Source organism: Devosia sp. 1566, assembly GCF_004005995.1.
Lineage (GTDB): Bacteria > Pseudomonadota > Alphaproteobacteria > Rhizobiales > Devosiaceae > Devosia.
The window spans coordinates 1619902-1635286 of the sequence record NZ_CP034767.1; the positions used below are offsets into that span (position 1 = coordinate 1619902).

At 60.9% G+C, this 15385-nt stretch carries 16 protein-coding genes; 10 read left to right on the plus strand and 6 right to left on the minus strand.

What is annotated here, in order from left to right:
- Positions 1-2: 2 nt before the first annotated feature.
- From ELX51_RS07950 to ELX51_RS07960, 3 genes are all read right to left on the minus strand, one after another.
- Entirely contained in the window at positions 3-1073 is a 1071-nt protein-coding gene (locus ELX51_RS07950; protein WP_127753008.1) for a M20/M25/M40 family metallo-hydrolase, read from the minus strand.
- Positions 1074-1159: 86 nt separating this feature from the next.
- Positions 1160-1546: a response regulator gene (locus ELX51_RS07955; protein ID WP_127753009.1), complete on the minus strand. Its 387-nt coding sequence runs from the start codon at positions 1544-1546 to the stop codon at positions 1160-1162.
- A 145-nt stretch (positions 1547-1691) separates the two neighbouring features.
- Positions 1692-2417: an FCD domain-containing protein gene (locus tag ELX51_RS07960; RefSeq protein WP_248305286.1), complete on the minus strand. Its 726-nt coding sequence runs from the start codon at positions 2415-2417 to the stop codon at positions 1692-1694.
- A gap of 131 nt (positions 2418-2548) precedes the next feature.
- Between ELX51_RS07960 and ELX51_RS07965 the strand changes: the two genes are divergently transcribed.
- Positions 2549-3046 (plus strand): RpiB/LacA/LacB family sugar-phosphate isomerase, encoded by a 498-nt coding sequence (locus tag ELX51_RS07965; RefSeq protein WP_127753011.1) that lies wholly within the window; start codon positions 2549-2551, stop codon positions 3044-3046.
- Positions 3047-3071: 25 nt separating this feature from the next.
- Positions 3072-3848: an RraA family protein gene (locus ELX51_RS07970; RefSeq protein WP_127753012.1), complete on the plus strand. Its 777-nt coding sequence runs from the start codon at positions 3072-3074 to the stop codon at positions 3846-3848.
- A 117-nt stretch (positions 3849-3965) separates the two neighbouring features.
- Here ELX51_RS07970 and ELX51_RS07975 read toward each other — a convergent pair whose 3' ends face one another.
- Genes ELX51_RS07975 through ELX51_RS07985 form a run of 3 tightly spaced genes read right to left on the minus strand, consistent with a single transcriptional unit; the run spans position 3966 to position 7755 of the window.
- Entirely contained in the window at positions 3966-5723 is a 1758-nt protein-coding gene (locus tag ELX51_RS07975) for a DUF4038 domain-containing protein (RefSeq protein WP_164854797.1), read from the minus strand.
- A gap of 20 nt (positions 5724-5743) precedes the next feature.
- Positions 5744-6532: an enoyl-CoA hydratase gene (locus ELX51_RS07980; RefSeq protein ID WP_127753014.1), complete on the minus strand. Its 789-nt coding sequence runs from the start codon at positions 6530-6532 to the stop codon at positions 5744-5746.
- Positions 6529-7755: a CoA transferase gene (locus ELX51_RS07985; RefSeq protein ID WP_127753015.1), complete on the minus strand. Its 1227-nt coding sequence runs from the start codon at positions 7753-7755 to the stop codon at positions 6529-6531. Before ELX51_RS07985 ends, ELX51_RS07980 begins: the two co-directional genes overlap by 4 nt.
- A gap of 144 nt (positions 7756-7899) precedes the next feature.
- On the opposite strand from ELX51_RS07985, the gene ELX51_RS07990 reads away from it, so the two are divergent.
- From ELX51_RS07990 to ELX51_RS08025, 8 genes are all read left to right on the plus strand, one after another.
- On the plus strand, positions 7900-8595 hold the full coding sequence (locus tag ELX51_RS07990) for a GntR family transcriptional regulator (protein ID WP_127753016.1): 696 nt from the start codon (positions 7900-7902) through the stop codon (positions 8593-8595).
- 207 nt (positions 8596-8802) lie between these two features.
- Positions 8803-9579: an RraA family protein gene (locus ELX51_RS07995; RefSeq protein ID WP_127753017.1), complete on the plus strand. Its 777-nt coding sequence runs from the start codon at positions 8803-8805 to the stop codon at positions 9577-9579.
- 53 nt (positions 9580-9632) lie between these two features.
- Positions 9633-10538 carry an amidohydrolase family protein gene (locus ELX51_RS08000; protein ID WP_127753018.1) on the plus strand — a complete coding sequence of 302 codons (906 nt, stop codon included), beginning with the start codon at positions 9633-9635 and terminating at the stop codon, positions 10536-10538.
- A 2-nt stretch (positions 10539-10540) separates the two neighbouring features.
- Positions 10541-11443 (plus strand): NAD(P)-dependent oxidoreductase, encoded by a 903-nt coding sequence (locus ELX51_RS08005; protein ID WP_127753019.1) that lies wholly within the window; start codon positions 10541-10543, stop codon positions 11441-11443.
- A 4-nt stretch (positions 11444-11447) separates the two neighbouring features.
- A complete protein-coding gene (locus ELX51_RS08010) occupies positions 11448-11744 on the plus strand; it encodes a YciI family protein (RefSeq protein ID WP_164854799.1) in 297 nt (98 codons plus the stop codon).
- A gap of 313 nt (positions 11745-12057) precedes the next feature.
- Complete coding sequence (locus ELX51_RS08015) at positions 12058-13401, plus strand: extracellular solute-binding protein (protein WP_164854800.1); 1344 nt, start codon at positions 12058-12060, stop codon at positions 13399-13401.
- Between the two features lie 121 nt (positions 13402-13522).
- Entirely contained in the window at positions 13523-14500 is a 978-nt protein-coding gene (locus ELX51_RS08020) for a sugar ABC transporter permease (protein ID WP_164854801.1), read from the plus strand.
- Entirely contained in the window at positions 14487-15383 is an 897-nt protein-coding gene (locus tag ELX51_RS08025) for a carbohydrate ABC transporter permease (protein ID WP_127753022.1), read from the plus strand. The genes ELX51_RS08020 and ELX51_RS08025 overlap by 14 nt, the downstream gene beginning before the upstream one ends.
- The last annotated feature ends 2 nt before the right edge of the window (positions 15384-15385 follow it).

Consider the following 15385-nt stretch of genomic DNA (forward strand, 5'->3'; position numbering starts at 1 on the left):
GTTTAGCGCGGGGTGAAGTCGGTTTCCGGCGTGACCATCCGGCAATAAGCGGCAACCAAGCGCGCGCAATGCTCGACATCGGTGAGGCTGACCACCTCGCCCGGCGTATGCATGTAGCGCAATGGGACGCCGAGCAGGCCGGTCGCCATGCCGGCCTGGTTGAGCTGCAAGGCGTTGGCGTCGGTCGGGGTGGCGCCCGGCACGACCTGCACCTGGTAGGGAATAGCTTCCCGTTCGGCGGCCTGCGCCACCAGGTCGAACAGGACGCGATTGGTGTTGGCGCCGAGGGACACCGTGGGGCCCTTGCCCAGCTCGAGTTGCCCGTGCTGGGACGGGCTCACCCCAGGGTAGTCGATGGCATGCTCCATATCCACGGCAATCCCGCTTTGCGCCGCAATGGCGAAGGCGGCGGTGCGAGCGCCGCGCGAACCGATCTCCTCTTGCACGGTGCCCACCGCATAAACGCCGACCTCGGGGTGGAGGCCACCGTGCTCCGCCAGCAGCCGGAGGGCTTCAGCCACGATAAACAGGCCCGCCTTGTTGTCAAAAGCGCGGCCGACCGCCCGGTCTCCCAGCAATGGCTGAAATTCCTGCTGGTAGGTGACCACGTCGCCAAGCGCGACCACCGCTTGCGCCTCGGCCCGCGAGCCGGCGCCGATGTCGATCCAGAGCTCCTTGAGCTTGGGCTTTTCCTTGAGCTCGTCCGGATCCATCAGGTGAATGGCCTTGCGACCAACAACGCCGGCAACGCGTCCGTTGCGGCCGTGGACCCACATCGTCTGGCCAACCGGGATGACGCTGTCATGCCCGCCGATGGCGCTGAAATACAGCAGCCCCTCCTCGCCGATATAGTGGAGGATGAAGCCGATCTCGTCCATGTGGCCGGCCAGCATGATCTTGGTGGATGCGGCCGGGTTGAGAGCGGCAATGACGTTGCCATGCAGGTCAACGGACACCGCGTCCGCAAGCGGCTCGACATAGCTGCGGTAGCGCTGGGCAACGCGCTGCTCATAACCGCTCGGGGAAGGCGTTTGCACCAGATCGCGTAAAAACTGGAGGGACTGATCCCGCATGGCTTGGTTTCCAACAAAGGGTGAGGTCGCGCCCGAGCACCGGGTGGGCGCGATAGAACGGCTGGCTGTCGGTCACGCCCATCGGCTCAGTGCGGGACCAGTTCGTGTATGGTCGATACGAGCTTGGTGGCCGGCACCGGCTTGGCGAGATATTTCGCCAGAAACGGCAATTCACCCGGCAGTGGCCGGCGAACCGCCGACACGACGATGATGTTGATATGGGGCCAGATGCAGCCGACATGGTTGGCCAGAACAATCCCACTGCGGGTGCCTGGCATGTTGATATCGGTGATCAACCCGATCACCTTGGACGCGTCCGCTTCGAGCATGGCCAAAGCTTCAGCGGTGTTGGCGGCCTCCCAGGCGTCCAAGCCGCAATCGCGGACAATGTCTCCAAGCTCGAGCCGAACAAGTGGCTCATCATCGACGATCAGGAAGGCTTTACGGCAGGGTTCGGCGATAGTCGTATTCATGTCCGATCAACGGACCGCGGGCAGGCGGAGTTGCCGGACTAACCAAGATCAATCAACAACTTGACCGTTCTACTACCTAGGTTAAATGAACGCGTTAACCTATGTCTGACCTGGCCTTCGGCGGCCCGCGTGATGGCCGGCGGCATCAACGAGCGGCGGCACGGCGCTGGAATTCGGAACCGATTTCGAAATGGTGCATCAGCAAGCGATCAGCGCCGTCGGCATCTCGGGCAACCACTGCCGCGAGCAGGTCGCGATGATGCTCGATCAGATAGACCTCGATGCCGGCCTGGTCGGTGATGCGGGCGCGACGCTGAAAATGGGAGCGGCGCAGCAGCAGCGCAATTGCGGCATGAAGGCTGGCAAGTGTTGGGGAATGGGCCGCCGCGATCAAAGCGGCATGGAAGGCAAAGTCGGCTTCGCCACCAATAAGGGGATCATCAACGGTTTCCTCGATCCGCTGCAAGGCCTGCCGGAGGGCCTGCAGGTCGGCGGGAGTGGCGCGTGAACAGGCCAGGCGAATGGCTTGTCGCTCAATGGCAATACGCGCCTCCATGACATCCTCGACCACCTCTGCCTGCTGCACCAGCATCATGGTGAAGAGGTCACCTAGTTCGGCAAAGCCGGGCTGCCGCACCACGCTACCCGATCCATGGCGGATATCGATCACACCGATGGCTGCAAGCCCCCGCAGCACTTCACGGATCACGGGACGGCTGACGCCAAGGCGGGTCGCGAGTTCTCGCTCCGGCAGCAGGCGATCGCCAGTCTTGAGCTGACCCGACAAAAGCTGGTCACGCACAAAGGCGAAGACCTTCTCGTAGCCCTTGGCCTCGGGTTCGTCCTGCCGCGTCAGCGCTGCGTCCATCATCTGCCCCCAAGCTTTTTCAAGCGAATGGCCGCCCGTATACGTGGTGTCAAGGCACGCTTGTCCGCCAGTACTCTTCGTGCCAAATTGGTAATACCATGGCCAGATCACTTGGGAACAGAGGAGAGACCCAGATGAGCGAAACTCTGGCCGCGAGCGGCCCGGCAATTCGGCGCCGCAAGGCCATTGCTCTAGCCGCGGATCATGCAGGTTTTCCCATGAAGGGATTTATTCGCGAGTTGCTGGCGCAACACTGCGACGAGGTAATCGCGCTTGGCGCCACTTCCGAAGAGCCGGTGGATTTTCCTGATGTGACCCGTGAGGCCGTGGGTCTCATTCAATCGGGCAAGGTGGAGCGTGCGGTTCTGGTTTGCGGAACAGGGGCGGGGGCGTGCATCGCCGCCAACAAGATGGCGGGCATCCGCGCAGCGGTCGCCCATGACACTTACGTGGCTCGCCAATGCGTGGAGCATGACGACGTCAATGTGCTGTGCATCGGCGCCTGGATCGTGGGTCCACAGATTGCCGCCGAGGTCACGCGTGCCTTCCTGGCGGCGCAATTCAGCACCGAACCGCAATTCCGCCGCCGGGTAGAAAAGCTCGCCGAAATGGACCGGGCACGCGGCGCCTGATCGTTGATTGCAAAGGGAGGATTGGATGGACGCCAACAAGCGCAGGGAAGTTCTGGATACCGTCGCCAAGCTCAGGGTGACCGATCTTCGCGATGGCATGGATTGGGTGGGCTTGCATCATGTGGGCACGGTCGATCCCGAGATCCGGCCGCTCTACCGGACCAAAGCGGCCGGGTTCGCGCAGACCTACAAGCATATCCCCACTCAGATCCGGGTGCCGGAACTGTCACCGGCCGATTACACCAAATGGGCTTATGAATATTGGTATAGCCAGCTCTGGAACATGGGAGATTTTCGCGAGCAGGTCGGCGAAGGCGACTTCCTGGTGATTGACACGCTGGGGCAAAAGACGCCGGCGATCGGCTCGATGGATTCGATGGTTTGGGCTGCGCGCGGGGTCAAGGGCGTGCTGACCAATGGTGGCGCACGAGACACCGACGAGCAGCTGTACCAAAAGGCCATGCCGTGCTGGCACCGTTGGGTGGTGCAGCCCATGTATCAGGGGCGCGTTGAATTCGGTGAACCCAATTCGACAGTGGAGATCGGTGGCGCAACCGTCCGGCCAGGCGATCTGGTGGTGGCCGACGGCGACGGGGCCATTGTGGTGCCGCAGGACGTAATCGAGGACGTAATCTATTACGCCAAGCAGGAATCCGAGAATGATCGCTATGACCGGAGCATGCTGTTCGAGGCGCTTGGCATCGCGCCCGATGAATCAACGCAGTCCATGTTCCCAGATATGCCAGCCCATCCATACCGCAAGAACCGGGAGGACTTCATGAAGCGGCTGGGTCGCAAGTGAAGCCGAAGCAATGAGTTTGGAGGCGCCTGCGGGCGCCTCTTGTCTTTGCCGTAAGACAAAAGAAAACGCCGAACCTTGCAGGGTTCGGCGCTTCTTCCTTGGGAGGAAGGATTGGCGCTAAACGCGCTCGAGCATCATGCCCCAATCGCTGCTGTCGGGGCGAGGAGGTAGGGGGAGGACAGAACTGCGGGGAACCTCGATGGTCTCGCCCGGTTCGCTCCATTGACCACTGCGCGGATCAAAAAAGCGAGGGCGGTAACGGTCACCGGCGGTGACGCCGCGGAGCTTTGCCTCGATCGGCGCGTCGGCCTCGAAATACAGCATGAACCAAGAGCGATCCTGGGTGCGGGCGCAATAGTTCCAGCCCTTGTAGGCAAATCCCGGCCCGGTCTTATTGGGCACGATCAGTTCGACATCGGGTTCGAGCTCCAGGTAGCGCTGGCCCAACACAGTGGCAAAGCTCTTGAGGTGTTGGACCTCCCCGGCCGAGTGCCATCCAAAGCTGTCCCACATCTTGTGGAGCGATTGCTCTTCAATGTCAGACTGCCAGATGCCTTCCGCGCCATAGATGAAGCCAGCCAACCCCCCGGATAGGAAGCTGCCATAAAGGCCCGATCGCACATAGATGCGGTCGTCTTCGCTGTCGGGCGGCACGCGCAAAGGGTAGGGCTGGCCCAACTGGTGCAGGCCGGCATAATAGGGCTCGCCATTGATGGCAGGCTTTCGCTCGGTTTCGAAAATTTCGGTGAGATACCAGTAGGTGTAGTGCTCGCGCACATTGCCCGACTGATGCAGATCGACCCAGCTGCCCGGTCCGAAATTGACCAGGGTAGAGGGATTAGGATTGGCGGTGAGCATATTGCCGAAGGGCGGCTTGCCATAGCGTTCAAGCGCCAGCTTGATGGGGATGTTGTAGTCTTCGGCCGGGATGGTCTGCTCGAAATAGTCGTAGTGGATCGGGCTAAGCAGGCTGATATTGGCGCCATAGCGGGCGATCAGATACTGCACGTACCGGCTATAGGATTCCGGCCAGTCGTAGAATTTCTGCCAGCACTGGCCGGCGTCTCGACGCGAGAACTCGATGAAGGGGACGATCCCTTGTTCGTTGAGGTAGTCGATCTTGCGATCGAGTGCCTTGAAGTATTCCGGGTTGATCCGGTCCATGTCGGGAAAGATCTGCTCGAAACCGGGCACCTTGCCGGGAAACTCGAACGGGCGGCCCCCTTCATTGTGCATATCCTTGGCTGACTGTGTGCCGGGCTGCTTCCAGGCCGCGCGCACCCAAGTTCCATCAGGCATCTGCAGGCTGTTGGGTGCGCCGTCATTGGCCCAGGCGGGCTGCGCGGCGATCAGACCAACGCAGTTGAAACCCTGCGCCTTCCGGAAGGCAACATAGTCATTGAGGGTGGACTGGGGACCGAGCAGGCCGGGGGATGCTAGCCTGTCAGCGAATGGGAAGCGGAAGCTGGGCAGGGACCACCAGGTATCGCCGAGGAGAAAAAACGGCGTGCCATCGTTATATTGCAAGCCTCGTCCATCTGGCGTGGCGGCGACCATGCCGCGGCGATTGGGGTTCTCCTCAAGCTCTTGAGAACTCCAAGCTTCGGCAACGAAGCTGCCGCTTCTGCCGGAAAGACCCGCATCCGCCGGGGTGCTGCCGCTGGCCCAGCGCCATTCGCCCGGCGCAGTGGCAAGCACGCGCACGACAAACTCGTTGCCACCATTCCAAAAACCATAAACTCTCCTGGCAAAACCGGGCCCTTCCAGATCAACCCACACCAGAACGTCTGCGTACGGATTGGACAAGCTGCTGGCGGCCTGGAAGATGAGGTCCAGCTTGGCCCATACCTTTGCGTGGCCTTCTGCAGTGGTCACGATTATTCCTCCCTTAGCCTTTAGCGGCCCAGCCATTCCGGCTTGGTTTTCTCCACAAAGGCTTCGACGCCCCGGCGGAAGTCCTCGCTGCCATAAATAAGCGAGATGAGATCGTCAGCTGGATCGATGTCGCGCGCGAGGATGCGGCCGAAGGCGGCCTTGCTGACGCGCAGGGTCAGAGGCGCGTTTTCAAGCAGGCGGGCCACTACTTCATCGGCAACGGCATCCAGAGCCTCGGGCTCGGCCAGGCGCGCCAGGAACCCGCTGGCAAAGGCTTCTTCGGCGTCGATGAACTCGGCCAAGAGCAGCATGCGCTTTGCCCGGGCCTCGCCAAAGCCATTCAGCACGCGTGCATAGGTCTGCATGGAGACACAGTTGCCGATGGTGCGGGCGATAGGGCTGCCGAATTTCGCGCGGCGGCTGGCGACGCGAATGTCACAGCAGGCCGCGAGATTGAGACCGCCACCCGCAGCCCAACCATCCACAATGGCCACAGTGGGTATCGGCACGGCTAGAAGCCGTTCGAAATAGCTGTTCATCTTGGCTTCGTAGGCGATCCCGTCCTGCCCACCGGTGAAGTCGCGGAACTGGGCGATGTCCGAGCCGGCAACGAAGGCCTTGCCCCCTGCGCCGCGCAAAGTAACGACCCGCAAATTAGGGTCAGCGCTGACCTCCGCCAAAACGGCGTCCAGTTCTTCCCACATCGACCAGGTAAAGGCATTGTGGGCGGTAGGCCGGTCAAAGAGGATGCGGGCAATAGCGCCCTCTCGCTCAAGCCGGACTTGCCCAAGGTTATTGTCCTGGCTCACGCGGAAGTTCCCCCAGCTGGTTGGGGCTCAAGCAGGCCCAACTCAGTAAGGATCTCGTCGTTGTGCTGGCCGAGCAAGGGGGGAGGGCGCCTGACACTGGCGGGCGTATCTGAAAGCTTGGCGGGAAAGCCCAGCGCCTTGAAGCTGCCCTCCACCGGGTGATCAATTTCAATCACGGCCTTGCGGTGGTGCACATGTTCATTGTCAAGGGCGACGCTGTAATCGTAGATCGGACCGGCGGGAACGCCAGCGGCAAGAAACATATCCACCCATTCGCTCGCTGTGCGGGTGAGGAAGGTCGGCCGCAGTTCGTCGGCCAGTTCGCTGCGCAGCTTCACGCGGTCGACCGCGCCAGCATAGCGCGGGTCACTCTTGAGTTCGGGGCGGCCGATCACGTCGCAAAAGATCAACCACAGCTTCTGATTGGCTGCGCCGACCACGAAGTTGTTGTCGGAGGCGGCAAAGGCTTGGTAGGGGGCGCTCATGCGGTTCGCGGTCCCTAGCGGACCGGGCGATTTGCCGGTGGCCCAGTATTCGGTGCTTTCCCAGACTGAGAGCGACAGCGCCGCGTCCAGCAATGAGCTATCGACATATTGCCCGCGGCCAGTGCGTTCGCGGCCGATCACAGCCGACAAAATGCCGTAACAGGCGAACATGCCAGCGCCGAGATCGCCCACGGGAATACCCGACTTAACTGGCTCCGCTCCCGGGATGCCGGTCGCGCTGATGATGCCGCCCATCGCCTGCGCGATCAGATCAAAGCCCGGCCGTTGCGACCAGGGGCCGGTCTGCCCAAAGCCCGAGATACTGGCATAGATCAGGCGGGGATTGATGCGTGAAAGGGTGTCGTAATCCGCCCCCAGCTTTTTGGTGACGCCCGGACGGCTGTTCTCGACCAGAATATCGGCGGTTTCCACCAACCGGTGCAGCACTTGCTGTCCGTGTTCGGTTTTCAGATCAAGGGTTATGCTGCGTTTGTTGCGGTTGAGGGCAAGAAAGCCGGGGCTGTCTTCCCCCTTCATGCGAAAGCCCATGGACTTGCGGGTTTGGTCCCCCACGCCGGGCGGTTCCACCTTGATTACATCGGCACCCATGTCGCCCAGCAGCATGCAGCAAAACGGGCCCGCCATAACCTGGCTCAGATCAAGTACGCGCAGGCCGGTTAGCGGCGGCAGATGTGCGGAAGCCTCGCTGGGCTGCACCGGTTCGGCACCTTGCGACATAAGTTCCTCCCTCCACGGGGCAAGACGATGCAGCGAGCCTGATCGCCGGCCTCCTAATCTTGCATACAAGACTGCCGTTTTGTGGAAATCAAGGGGGCAGGTGCCCGATGTTGCTTTTTTCCATGGATTTGCATACGAGCAAGCATGGACAAAGATGCTGATTTCGCTGAGTTACCGGAGCTTGCCACCGACGGCGGCAGTCGCCGCAAGGGGCATTTGCATACAGAAGCGGCAGCCCGGCTCAGGAGCATGATCCTATCCGGCGAGTTGCCGCCAGGAGCGCGCCTACGCGAGCTCCAACTCTGCGAGCAGCTTGGCGTATCCCGCACCCCGGTACGGGAGGCATTGCGCACCCTTGCTGCAGAGGGTCTCGTGGATCTGCTGCCCAATCGAAGCGTATTGGTGTCGCAGTTGCACGCGCCTGATCTGGAGCACCTGTTTGTGGTGTTCGGCGCAGTGGAAGGGTTGGCAGCAGAACTGGCTTGCCAGCGGATCACCGAGGGGGAAATCGCCGAGATCGGCCGCCTGTTGGCCGAGATGGTGGACTATCACACCCGCAAGGAGCGTGCGCCCTATATGCGGATCAACCAGGAAATCCACCGGAGAACCGTCGAGATCGCAGCCAATCCCGTGCTGTATTCGGTGTGGCAGTCCCTTGTGCCCCGAGTGGAACGAGCTCGGGCGCTTGCCAATCTAGACACTGGGCGATGGACCGGTGCGCTGTTCGAACACACCAAGATGTTCACGGTCCTCGCGGCGCGGGACGGTAAACAGCTCAACCAGCTTACTCGTGAGCACTTCGTGAACAGCTTGCCCTTCCTGCAGCGCTCCGGCGACTAAAGCGCATCTTTTCTGTATTGGTGATCGTGCACGAGGGTTCGCCGATCAGGTGAGCCTGTGCTGGTTTTTCTCGGCACACAAAAAGTCAAAGTGAGCCGTTGACTCACCCGACTCTTGCATACAAGAATGATGGTGGCTGGGGAGGAGCCCTGCCAAATCACACCAATTTTGTGGCGGCGCAGCAGCCTGCGCCAGCAAGGATTTCTCATGTCGAGCTATGAGCCAAAGGACACCCAGGGCAACGCCGTGGATCCCTACCATGTCCGCCGCTATTTCGAGCCGCTCCGTGTGGTCGATGTCGTCGATGCGATGGATGGCTTGGGCTATTTCAACATCGGCTTGGTGTCGCAGGAAATCCGGCCGCTCTGGCTGGGCATGAAGTTCTGGGGTCCTGCTGTTACGCAGCGCTGCGTGCCGGCAAACAAGCCAATGTGGCCATTGCAAACAACCGAGGAAATCGTTGGTGCCCATGGGCTCTGGTTCAACCGCTATGGCCACAATGGGCGGGGTCTCGCCGATCTCCTCAAGCCCGGATGCGTGGTGGTGACGGACGTCGGCAGCTCCAACGAAGTAGGCTTTTTTGGCTCAGAGAACGTCCTGGCCCTGCAGGCCGGCGGCGCCGTGGGAATTGTCACTAATGGCCACTGCCGGGACACCGGTGAAGTCACCATGCAAAAAACGCCAATGGTCTGCCGCGAGCGCGGGCGCACCATCATACCCGGTCGCATCGAAGTGGTGGAACTCAACACGCCCGTCGGCATCGGTGGCGCTCAGGTTCGTCCGGGCGACATTGTTGGTTGCGACGATGACGGGCTGGTGGTGGTGCCCATCGAGATCGCCAAGCAGGTGGCACTGCATGCCAAAGCGGTGCTGCTGGCCGACATGAATGCGCGCCGCCGGCGCTATGATGTCCTTGGGCGTGCCCATGACGAGACTGTTGATACCGACGCGATCGAGCACTTCTACGCCGAGCTTGGCGCCTGAGGCGAAGGGAAGGGGCCGGCGCGACCGGTCCCTTTTGTATCGGGGAGGACACCGTGCGGATTCTCGACGCGCACCAGCATTTCTGGGATCTGGACGCCAACTATCTTCCGTGGCTGGCCGACAAACCCGTGAGTTTCCGCTACGGCAATTACGATGCCCTGAAGCGCAACTACATGCCCCCCGACTATCGGCGCGATGCCGAAGGCTATGAGCTTGCCGGCAGCGTGTTCATCGAGACTGAGTGGAACCCCGAGGATCCCATGGGGGAAGTGGCCTGGGTCGAGGATCTAAGAGGTCGAGAAGGGCTGCCGAGCGTCATGGTCGCGCAGGCCTGGCTCGACCGCGAGGATGCAGAGCAGGTGCTGGGGGCCTTAGGGCAGGTTCCATTTGCGCGGGGGATCAGACACAAGCCCAAAGCAGCCACGCGGCCCGATGAGGTGGTGGCAGGGGCGCCCGGTTCCATGGGGGATTCGGCGTTCCGCCGAGGCTTTGCCATGCTGGCACCCAACGGGCTGAGCTTCGACCTGCAAACGCCGTGGTGGCACCTGCCAGAAGCTGCCGAATTGGCGCGGGCTTTCCCGCAAACGCAAATCATCATCAATCATACCGGACTGCCATCGGATCGAAGCGACAGCGGGCTTAACGGGTGGCGCGCCGCCATGCGAGAGGCAGCGGGGTGCCCCAATGTCGCAGTCAAGATTTCGGGTCTCGGTCAGAAGGAGCAGCCCTGGACGGTGGAGGTCAATCGTCCGATCATTCGCGAGACGATCGAGATTTTTGGCGTGGAGCGCTGCATGTTCGCCTCCAATTTCCCCGTCGACAGCCTCGTCGCCAGCTTTGCCACGATCTTTGATGGCTTCCGCCAAAGCGTTGCGGACCTGCCTGCCGCCGATCAGGAGTTGCTGTTTTGCGGTAATGCGGCCCGCTTTTATCGCATCGATTTATCCGAAGGGAATTGAGCATGCCGGACAATACCAAGAAGATGCGCCTGGGGCTGGTTGGGCTAGGCATCATGGGCGCGCCGATCGCGCAACGGCTGCGCGATCAAGGCTATGAGCTCACGGTGTGGAACCTTGAGCCAGATTACTACGACCGGGTGAAGGATAGCGGCGCTCAGTGGGCGCAATCACCGGCCGAGGTTTGGCGGGCCTCCGACGCTGTTCTGGTCTGCGTTCTAGGCGACGATGCCATTGAAAGTGTTTGCTTCGGGGAGGACGGCTTTGCCAAGGCTGGCGCTGGGGCCAGCGTCCTCATCGACCTTTCCACCACCTCTCCAGACGCAACCCTGGAACTGGGCCAGCGGCTCAGGAAGGAGGTCGGGGCCGAGTGGCTAGATGCGCCCGTCTCCGGCGGGCCAAAGCCCGCCCGCGACGGGGAGCTTACCGTCATGGTTGGAGGGAACGAGGAGGCATTCCACCAAGCCGAGGCTCTGCTACGGGTAATGGGTCAGAACGTGACCTATATGGGCGAGCTCGGTTCGGGCCAAAAGACCAAGATCCTCAACCAGGCAATTGTCGGTGCCAACTATATCCTCATGGCCGAAGTTCTCGCCGCCTGCCGGGCGGCCGGGATCGATCCGGACTTGTTGCCGGTATGTCTTAAGGGTGGGCTCGCCGACAGTGCGATTTTGCAGCGCATTTACACCCAGATGAGCGCCGAGGATTTCGATCCGCCGCGCAGCTACGCCCGTCAGGTCGACAAGGACCTGAAATCCGTCGCCCACTACGTGGATGAGTTGGGGCTCGAACTGCCTTTGATCCAGGTCGCTGTTAGCCAGTACCGGAGATATGTGGAGGCCGGCAACGAGATGGAGGATGGCGCCTCGGTTTCGCGTCTCTACCAGGACGCTGATCGCAAGGAATAGGTCCATGCTGTTCATTGTAAGCGGGCGAGACAAACCCGGAGGGATTGAAGGCCGGCTTGAATTCCGGTCCGAGCACCGTGCCTACTACGCGGCGCTCGGGGATGATCTGGTGCTCGCCGGTCCGTACCTGGACCCTGCGGGCGAGCCCATCGGCAGCATGATCGTAATGCGGGCCGCAGATCAGGAAACGGCTGAGCGGTTCGCCCGTGCCGATCCGTACTGGACACAAGGTGTGTTCGAAACGCTCGATATTTCTAGATGGGATTGGTTCATGAAGCGGCCGGACGACCTCGTCTCATGAGCTTGGATTGCATACAAAAGCCGGTTGCTGGCTCGTAAGTGTTCTCTAAGAGACAGTTACGAGTCCCACTAGCTTTTTGCACAGGAAGGTGCCGCCAGCTCAGTGCTGGATAAGAATCTCCGCCGTCGATGCAGGGTATAAAATTATGATCTTATAGACGTTGACTCCTCGGTTTCTTGCATACAAGAATGCTCAGGTGTTGAGGATAAAGCGGTTCTGAGGAGGAGAGCTTTATCGCCACAGAAAGCGCAAGCGGGCTCACGATGCCGCGCGCTTGGCTTGTGGGCACAACTGAATGCAAAGGGAGGAACTTATGCCGAAGACGCTTTTGACTAAGACGGTCCGGCCGCTGATTGCGACCTCGCTGCTGGCTCTGGCCTTGGCGGCAGTGCCCACCGGCGCCGGTGCGCAAGACAGCGGCTTAACGGGCGACATTCGCTTCAGCTGGTGGGGTGGCCAGGTTCGTAACGACAAGACCGACCGGATCATCCAGCTGTTTGAGCAAAAGAACCCGGGCGTCAGCATAACCCGCGAAAACGCGGACTTTGCCCCCTATTGGGAACGCCTGACCATCCAGTCGACCGGCAACAACCAACCTTGCGCGATCACCATGCAATCCCGCTGGCTGGCGACCTATGCTCGTCCGGACATCCTGCTGCCGCTCGACGAGATGGTCGCTGATGGTACGCTCAACGTCGAGGGTATACCTGAGGCGGTGATGAATGCGGCCCGGGGTGCGGACGGCAATCTATATATGATCCCGCACGGGGTGTTCTATTTCGCCCTCATGTACAACGAGCAGATGCTCGAAAATGCAGTCGCGGCCGGCGTGGAGCCACTCGAGTGGCCCTATACTTGGACGCAATATGCCGACCATCTGCGCGCCGTCCAGCCAACCCTGCCGGAAGGCGCAGTTGCGACCCATAATATGGGGCGTGAGCCCGACGCCTTTGTTCCTTGGGTGCAATCGCACGGCGAAAAGGTGTTCGACGGCTCCAAGGTCGCGTTCTCTCGCGATTTGGCGATGGAGTGGTTTGAGTACTGGGAAACCCTGCGCAACGAAGGGGTGACCGAGTCACCTGAGGGCATGATCAGCGAGAACAGCGCTCTCGTTGAGGAATCGAACCTCGCCAATGGCCGTGGCTACGCCACCAATCGTCCACCCAACCAACTCGGTTCGGTGCAGACGGTGACCAATACGGTCAACCCTGGCGCTACCATCAACACCCGGCCATATCCAGTTGGCGAGGATGGGACAGTAGGCATGGATCTGGGCTCCAACGGCATCGCCATTGGCGCCAGTTGCGCCGCTGAGAATATTCCGGCGACGGCGGCATGGATCAATTTCTGGACCCAGGATCCGGAAGCGGCGGGCATCTATGAATCCGATAATGGCGTGGTGGCCATTCCCGAACTCGCCGCTGCCCAGGCGCAGGACCCCGACACTCAGCCCACCCAGGTGCGCCATATCGAGCTCTATGACCAGGTGGTGGATACGGCCAAGCCCGTGTTCTGGCCTGCCGGCGGCTACCAGGCGATGACCGATGTGCTCAACCGCACCTATGACGCGGTGGCTTTCGGTCAGCTCAGCGTAGAAGAGGGTGCTGACCAGCTGATCGCCGAACTGCAGCAGCAGCTCGATCAGGCAGCACGCTGACCTAGACACTCGCGGTGCGGACCGCTGATCCGGTCCGCACCCAAGCGGTGGAACAAGCGCCGGATTAGGCTGTCCCCGGCATTGCTCCGGCGGCTTAGACCCTGACGGGAGGTGAGTTCACATGAGCATGTTGGATGCTGCAAACAATCCGGTTCTGCCCGTCGCGGAGGTTGGGCGCCCGGTGCGCACGATACCCCAGAACCGGACGGGCTCGGCGTTCAGGAAGGCGGAGAACCGAGCCGCCTACCTCTTCCTAGCGCCATGGCTCGCTGGCATTATCCTCATTACTGCACTGCCGATGCTGGCTTCGCTTTATCTCAGCTTCACCAATTATGCGGTGATCGGGTGGCCGAGCTGGATTGGGCTGGAGAACTATGTTCGCCTCTTCACCTCGGACCGGCGCTTCGTCACCTCCATTTGGGTGACGCTGAAATATGTCGGCTTTTCCGTGCCGCTGGTGCTGCTGTTCTCGCTGACGGTCGCTGTATTTCTCAACCGGGGCTTGCGCGGTCTCTCAATCTACCGGTCGCTGTTTTACGTGCCCTCGCTGATCGGTGCGAGTGTCGGCATCGGCTTGCTGTGGAAGGAAGTCTTTGGCGAACGCGGTGTGGTCAATCACATGCTGGGCTGGTTCGGCATTGCCGGCCGCGGCTGGATCAACAATCCCACCTTTGCGCTGCCATCCGTTATCGCGCTCAATGTGTGGACCTTTGGCGCCTCGATGGTGATCTTTCTTGCCGCCCTGCGGCAAATCCCAGACTCCTATTACGAGGCGGCCTCCATCGATGGCGCCAATGCCTGGCAGCGGTTCCACCGCATCACCTTGCCGCTGATCACGCCCGTGATCTTCTTCAACACCGTCCTGCTGCTGATCAACTCGTTCCAGTCCTTCACCCAGGCCTTTGTCGTCTCCAATGGCCGCGGCGGCCCGGTGGATTCTACGCTTCTTTACTCGCTCTATCTCTACCAGCAGGCCTTCCAGCAACTGCAGATGGGCTACGCCTCGGCGATGGCCTGGATCCTGCTGATCGCCATCGGCATCGCGACCGCGCTGCTGTTCTGGTCCTCGCGCTTCTGGGTGTTCTATGGCGACCGCTAAAACCTATGATCCCGAACTGCTGCAACTGGAACGCCGGCGGCGCGCGAACTGGCGCCGGATCAAGGGATTGGGACTGCACCTGGTGCTGATCGCGCTGCTCGGGATCATGCTTTATCCGGTGATCTGGATGGTGTTCAGCGCGCTGCGCCCGGAAGCCGAGATCTTTGGGGACATGGGCTTCATACCAACCAACTGGACGTTTGAGAACTTTGTCCGCGGTTGGAATCTGTACGGCAATCTGACCTTCACGCAGTTCTACATCAACTCGTTCATCATCTGCGCGCTGGCGATTGTCGGCAATCTCCTGGCCTGTTCCATGGCTGCCTATGCGTTTGCCCGCTTGGAGTTCCGGGGCAAGTGGATCCTGTTTGGGATCATGCTCGGCACGATGATGCTGCCCATCCATGTGCAGCTCATTCCGCAATACATCTTCTTTCTCAATATTGGTTGGGTGAACACCATACTGCCGCTGATCGTGCCCAAGTTCCTGGCGCACGACGCCTTCTTCATCTTCCTGATGGTGCAGTTCATGCGTTCGCTGCCCAGCGAGCTGGAGCAGGCGGCGGTGGTTGATGGCGCCTCCTACTGGCAGCGCTACTGGCGCATCATCCTGCCGCTGTCGATGCCGGCGCTAGCGACAACGGCGGTGTTCACCTTCATCAATACCTACAACGATTTTTTCAGCCAGCTGATCTACCTGACCGACACCGACCGCATGACAGTGCCCGTGGCGCTGCGGCTGTTCCTTGACCCCAGCAGTGGCTCATCCTCGTTTGGCGGGCTGTTCGCCATGGTGCTGGTGTCGATCGGTCCGGTTCTCGGCTTCTTCCTCGCTTCGCAGCGTCTGCTCACCAAGGGCATCGCTACCCAAGGCTTCAAGTGATC

Excerpts from the sequence above, each read along its gene's own strand:
- ELX51_RS07950 (WP_127753008.1), bottom strand. The coding sequence starts at position 1,073 with ATGCGGGATCAGTCCCTCCAGTTTTTACGCGATCTGGTGCAAACGCCT.
- ELX51_RS07955 (WP_127753009.1), bottom strand. The coding sequence starts at position 1,546 with ATGAATACGACTATCGCCGAACCCTGCCGTAAAGCCTTCCTGATCGTC.
- ELX51_RS07960 (WP_248305286.1), bottom strand. The coding sequence starts at position 2,417 with ATGATGGACGCAGCGCTGACGCGGCAGGACGAACCCGAGGCCAAGGGC.
- ELX51_RS07965 (WP_127753011.1), top strand. The coding sequence starts at position 2,549 with ATGAGCGAAACTCTGGCCGCGAGCGGCCCGGCAATTCGGCGCCGCAAG.
- ELX51_RS07970 (WP_127753012.1), top strand. The coding sequence starts at position 3,072 with ATGGACGCCAACAAGCGCAGGGAAGTTCTGGATACCGTCGCCAAGCTC.
- ELX51_RS07985 (WP_127753015.1), bottom strand. The coding sequence starts at position 7,755 with ATGTCGCAAGGTGCCGAACCGGTGCAGCCCAGCGAGGCTTCCGCACAT.
- ELX51_RS07990 (WP_127753016.1), top strand. The coding sequence starts at position 7,900 with ATGGACAAAGATGCTGATTTCGCTGAGTTACCGGAGCTTGCCACCGAC.
- ELX51_RS07995 (WP_127753017.1), top strand. The coding sequence starts at position 8,803 with ATGTCGAGCTATGAGCCAAAGGACACCCAGGGCAACGCCGTGGATCCC.
- ELX51_RS08005 (WP_127753019.1), top strand. The coding sequence starts at position 10,541 with ATGCCGGACAATACCAAGAAGATGCGCCTGGGGCTGGTTGGGCTAGGC.
- ELX51_RS08010 (WP_164854799.1), top strand. The coding sequence starts at position 11,448 with ATGCTGTTCATTGTAAGCGGGCGAGACAAACCCGGAGGGATTGAAGGC.
- ELX51_RS08015 (WP_164854800.1), top strand. The coding sequence starts at position 12,058 with ATGCCGAAGACGCTTTTGACTAAGACGGTCCGGCCGCTGATTGCGACC.
- ELX51_RS08020 (WP_164854801.1), top strand. The coding sequence starts at position 13,523 with ATGAGCATGTTGGATGCTGCAAACAATCCGGTTCTGCCCGTCGCGGAG.
- ELX51_RS08025 (WP_127753022.1), top strand. The coding sequence starts at position 14,487 with ATGGCGACCGCTAAAACCTATGATCCCGAACTGCTGCAACTGGAACGC.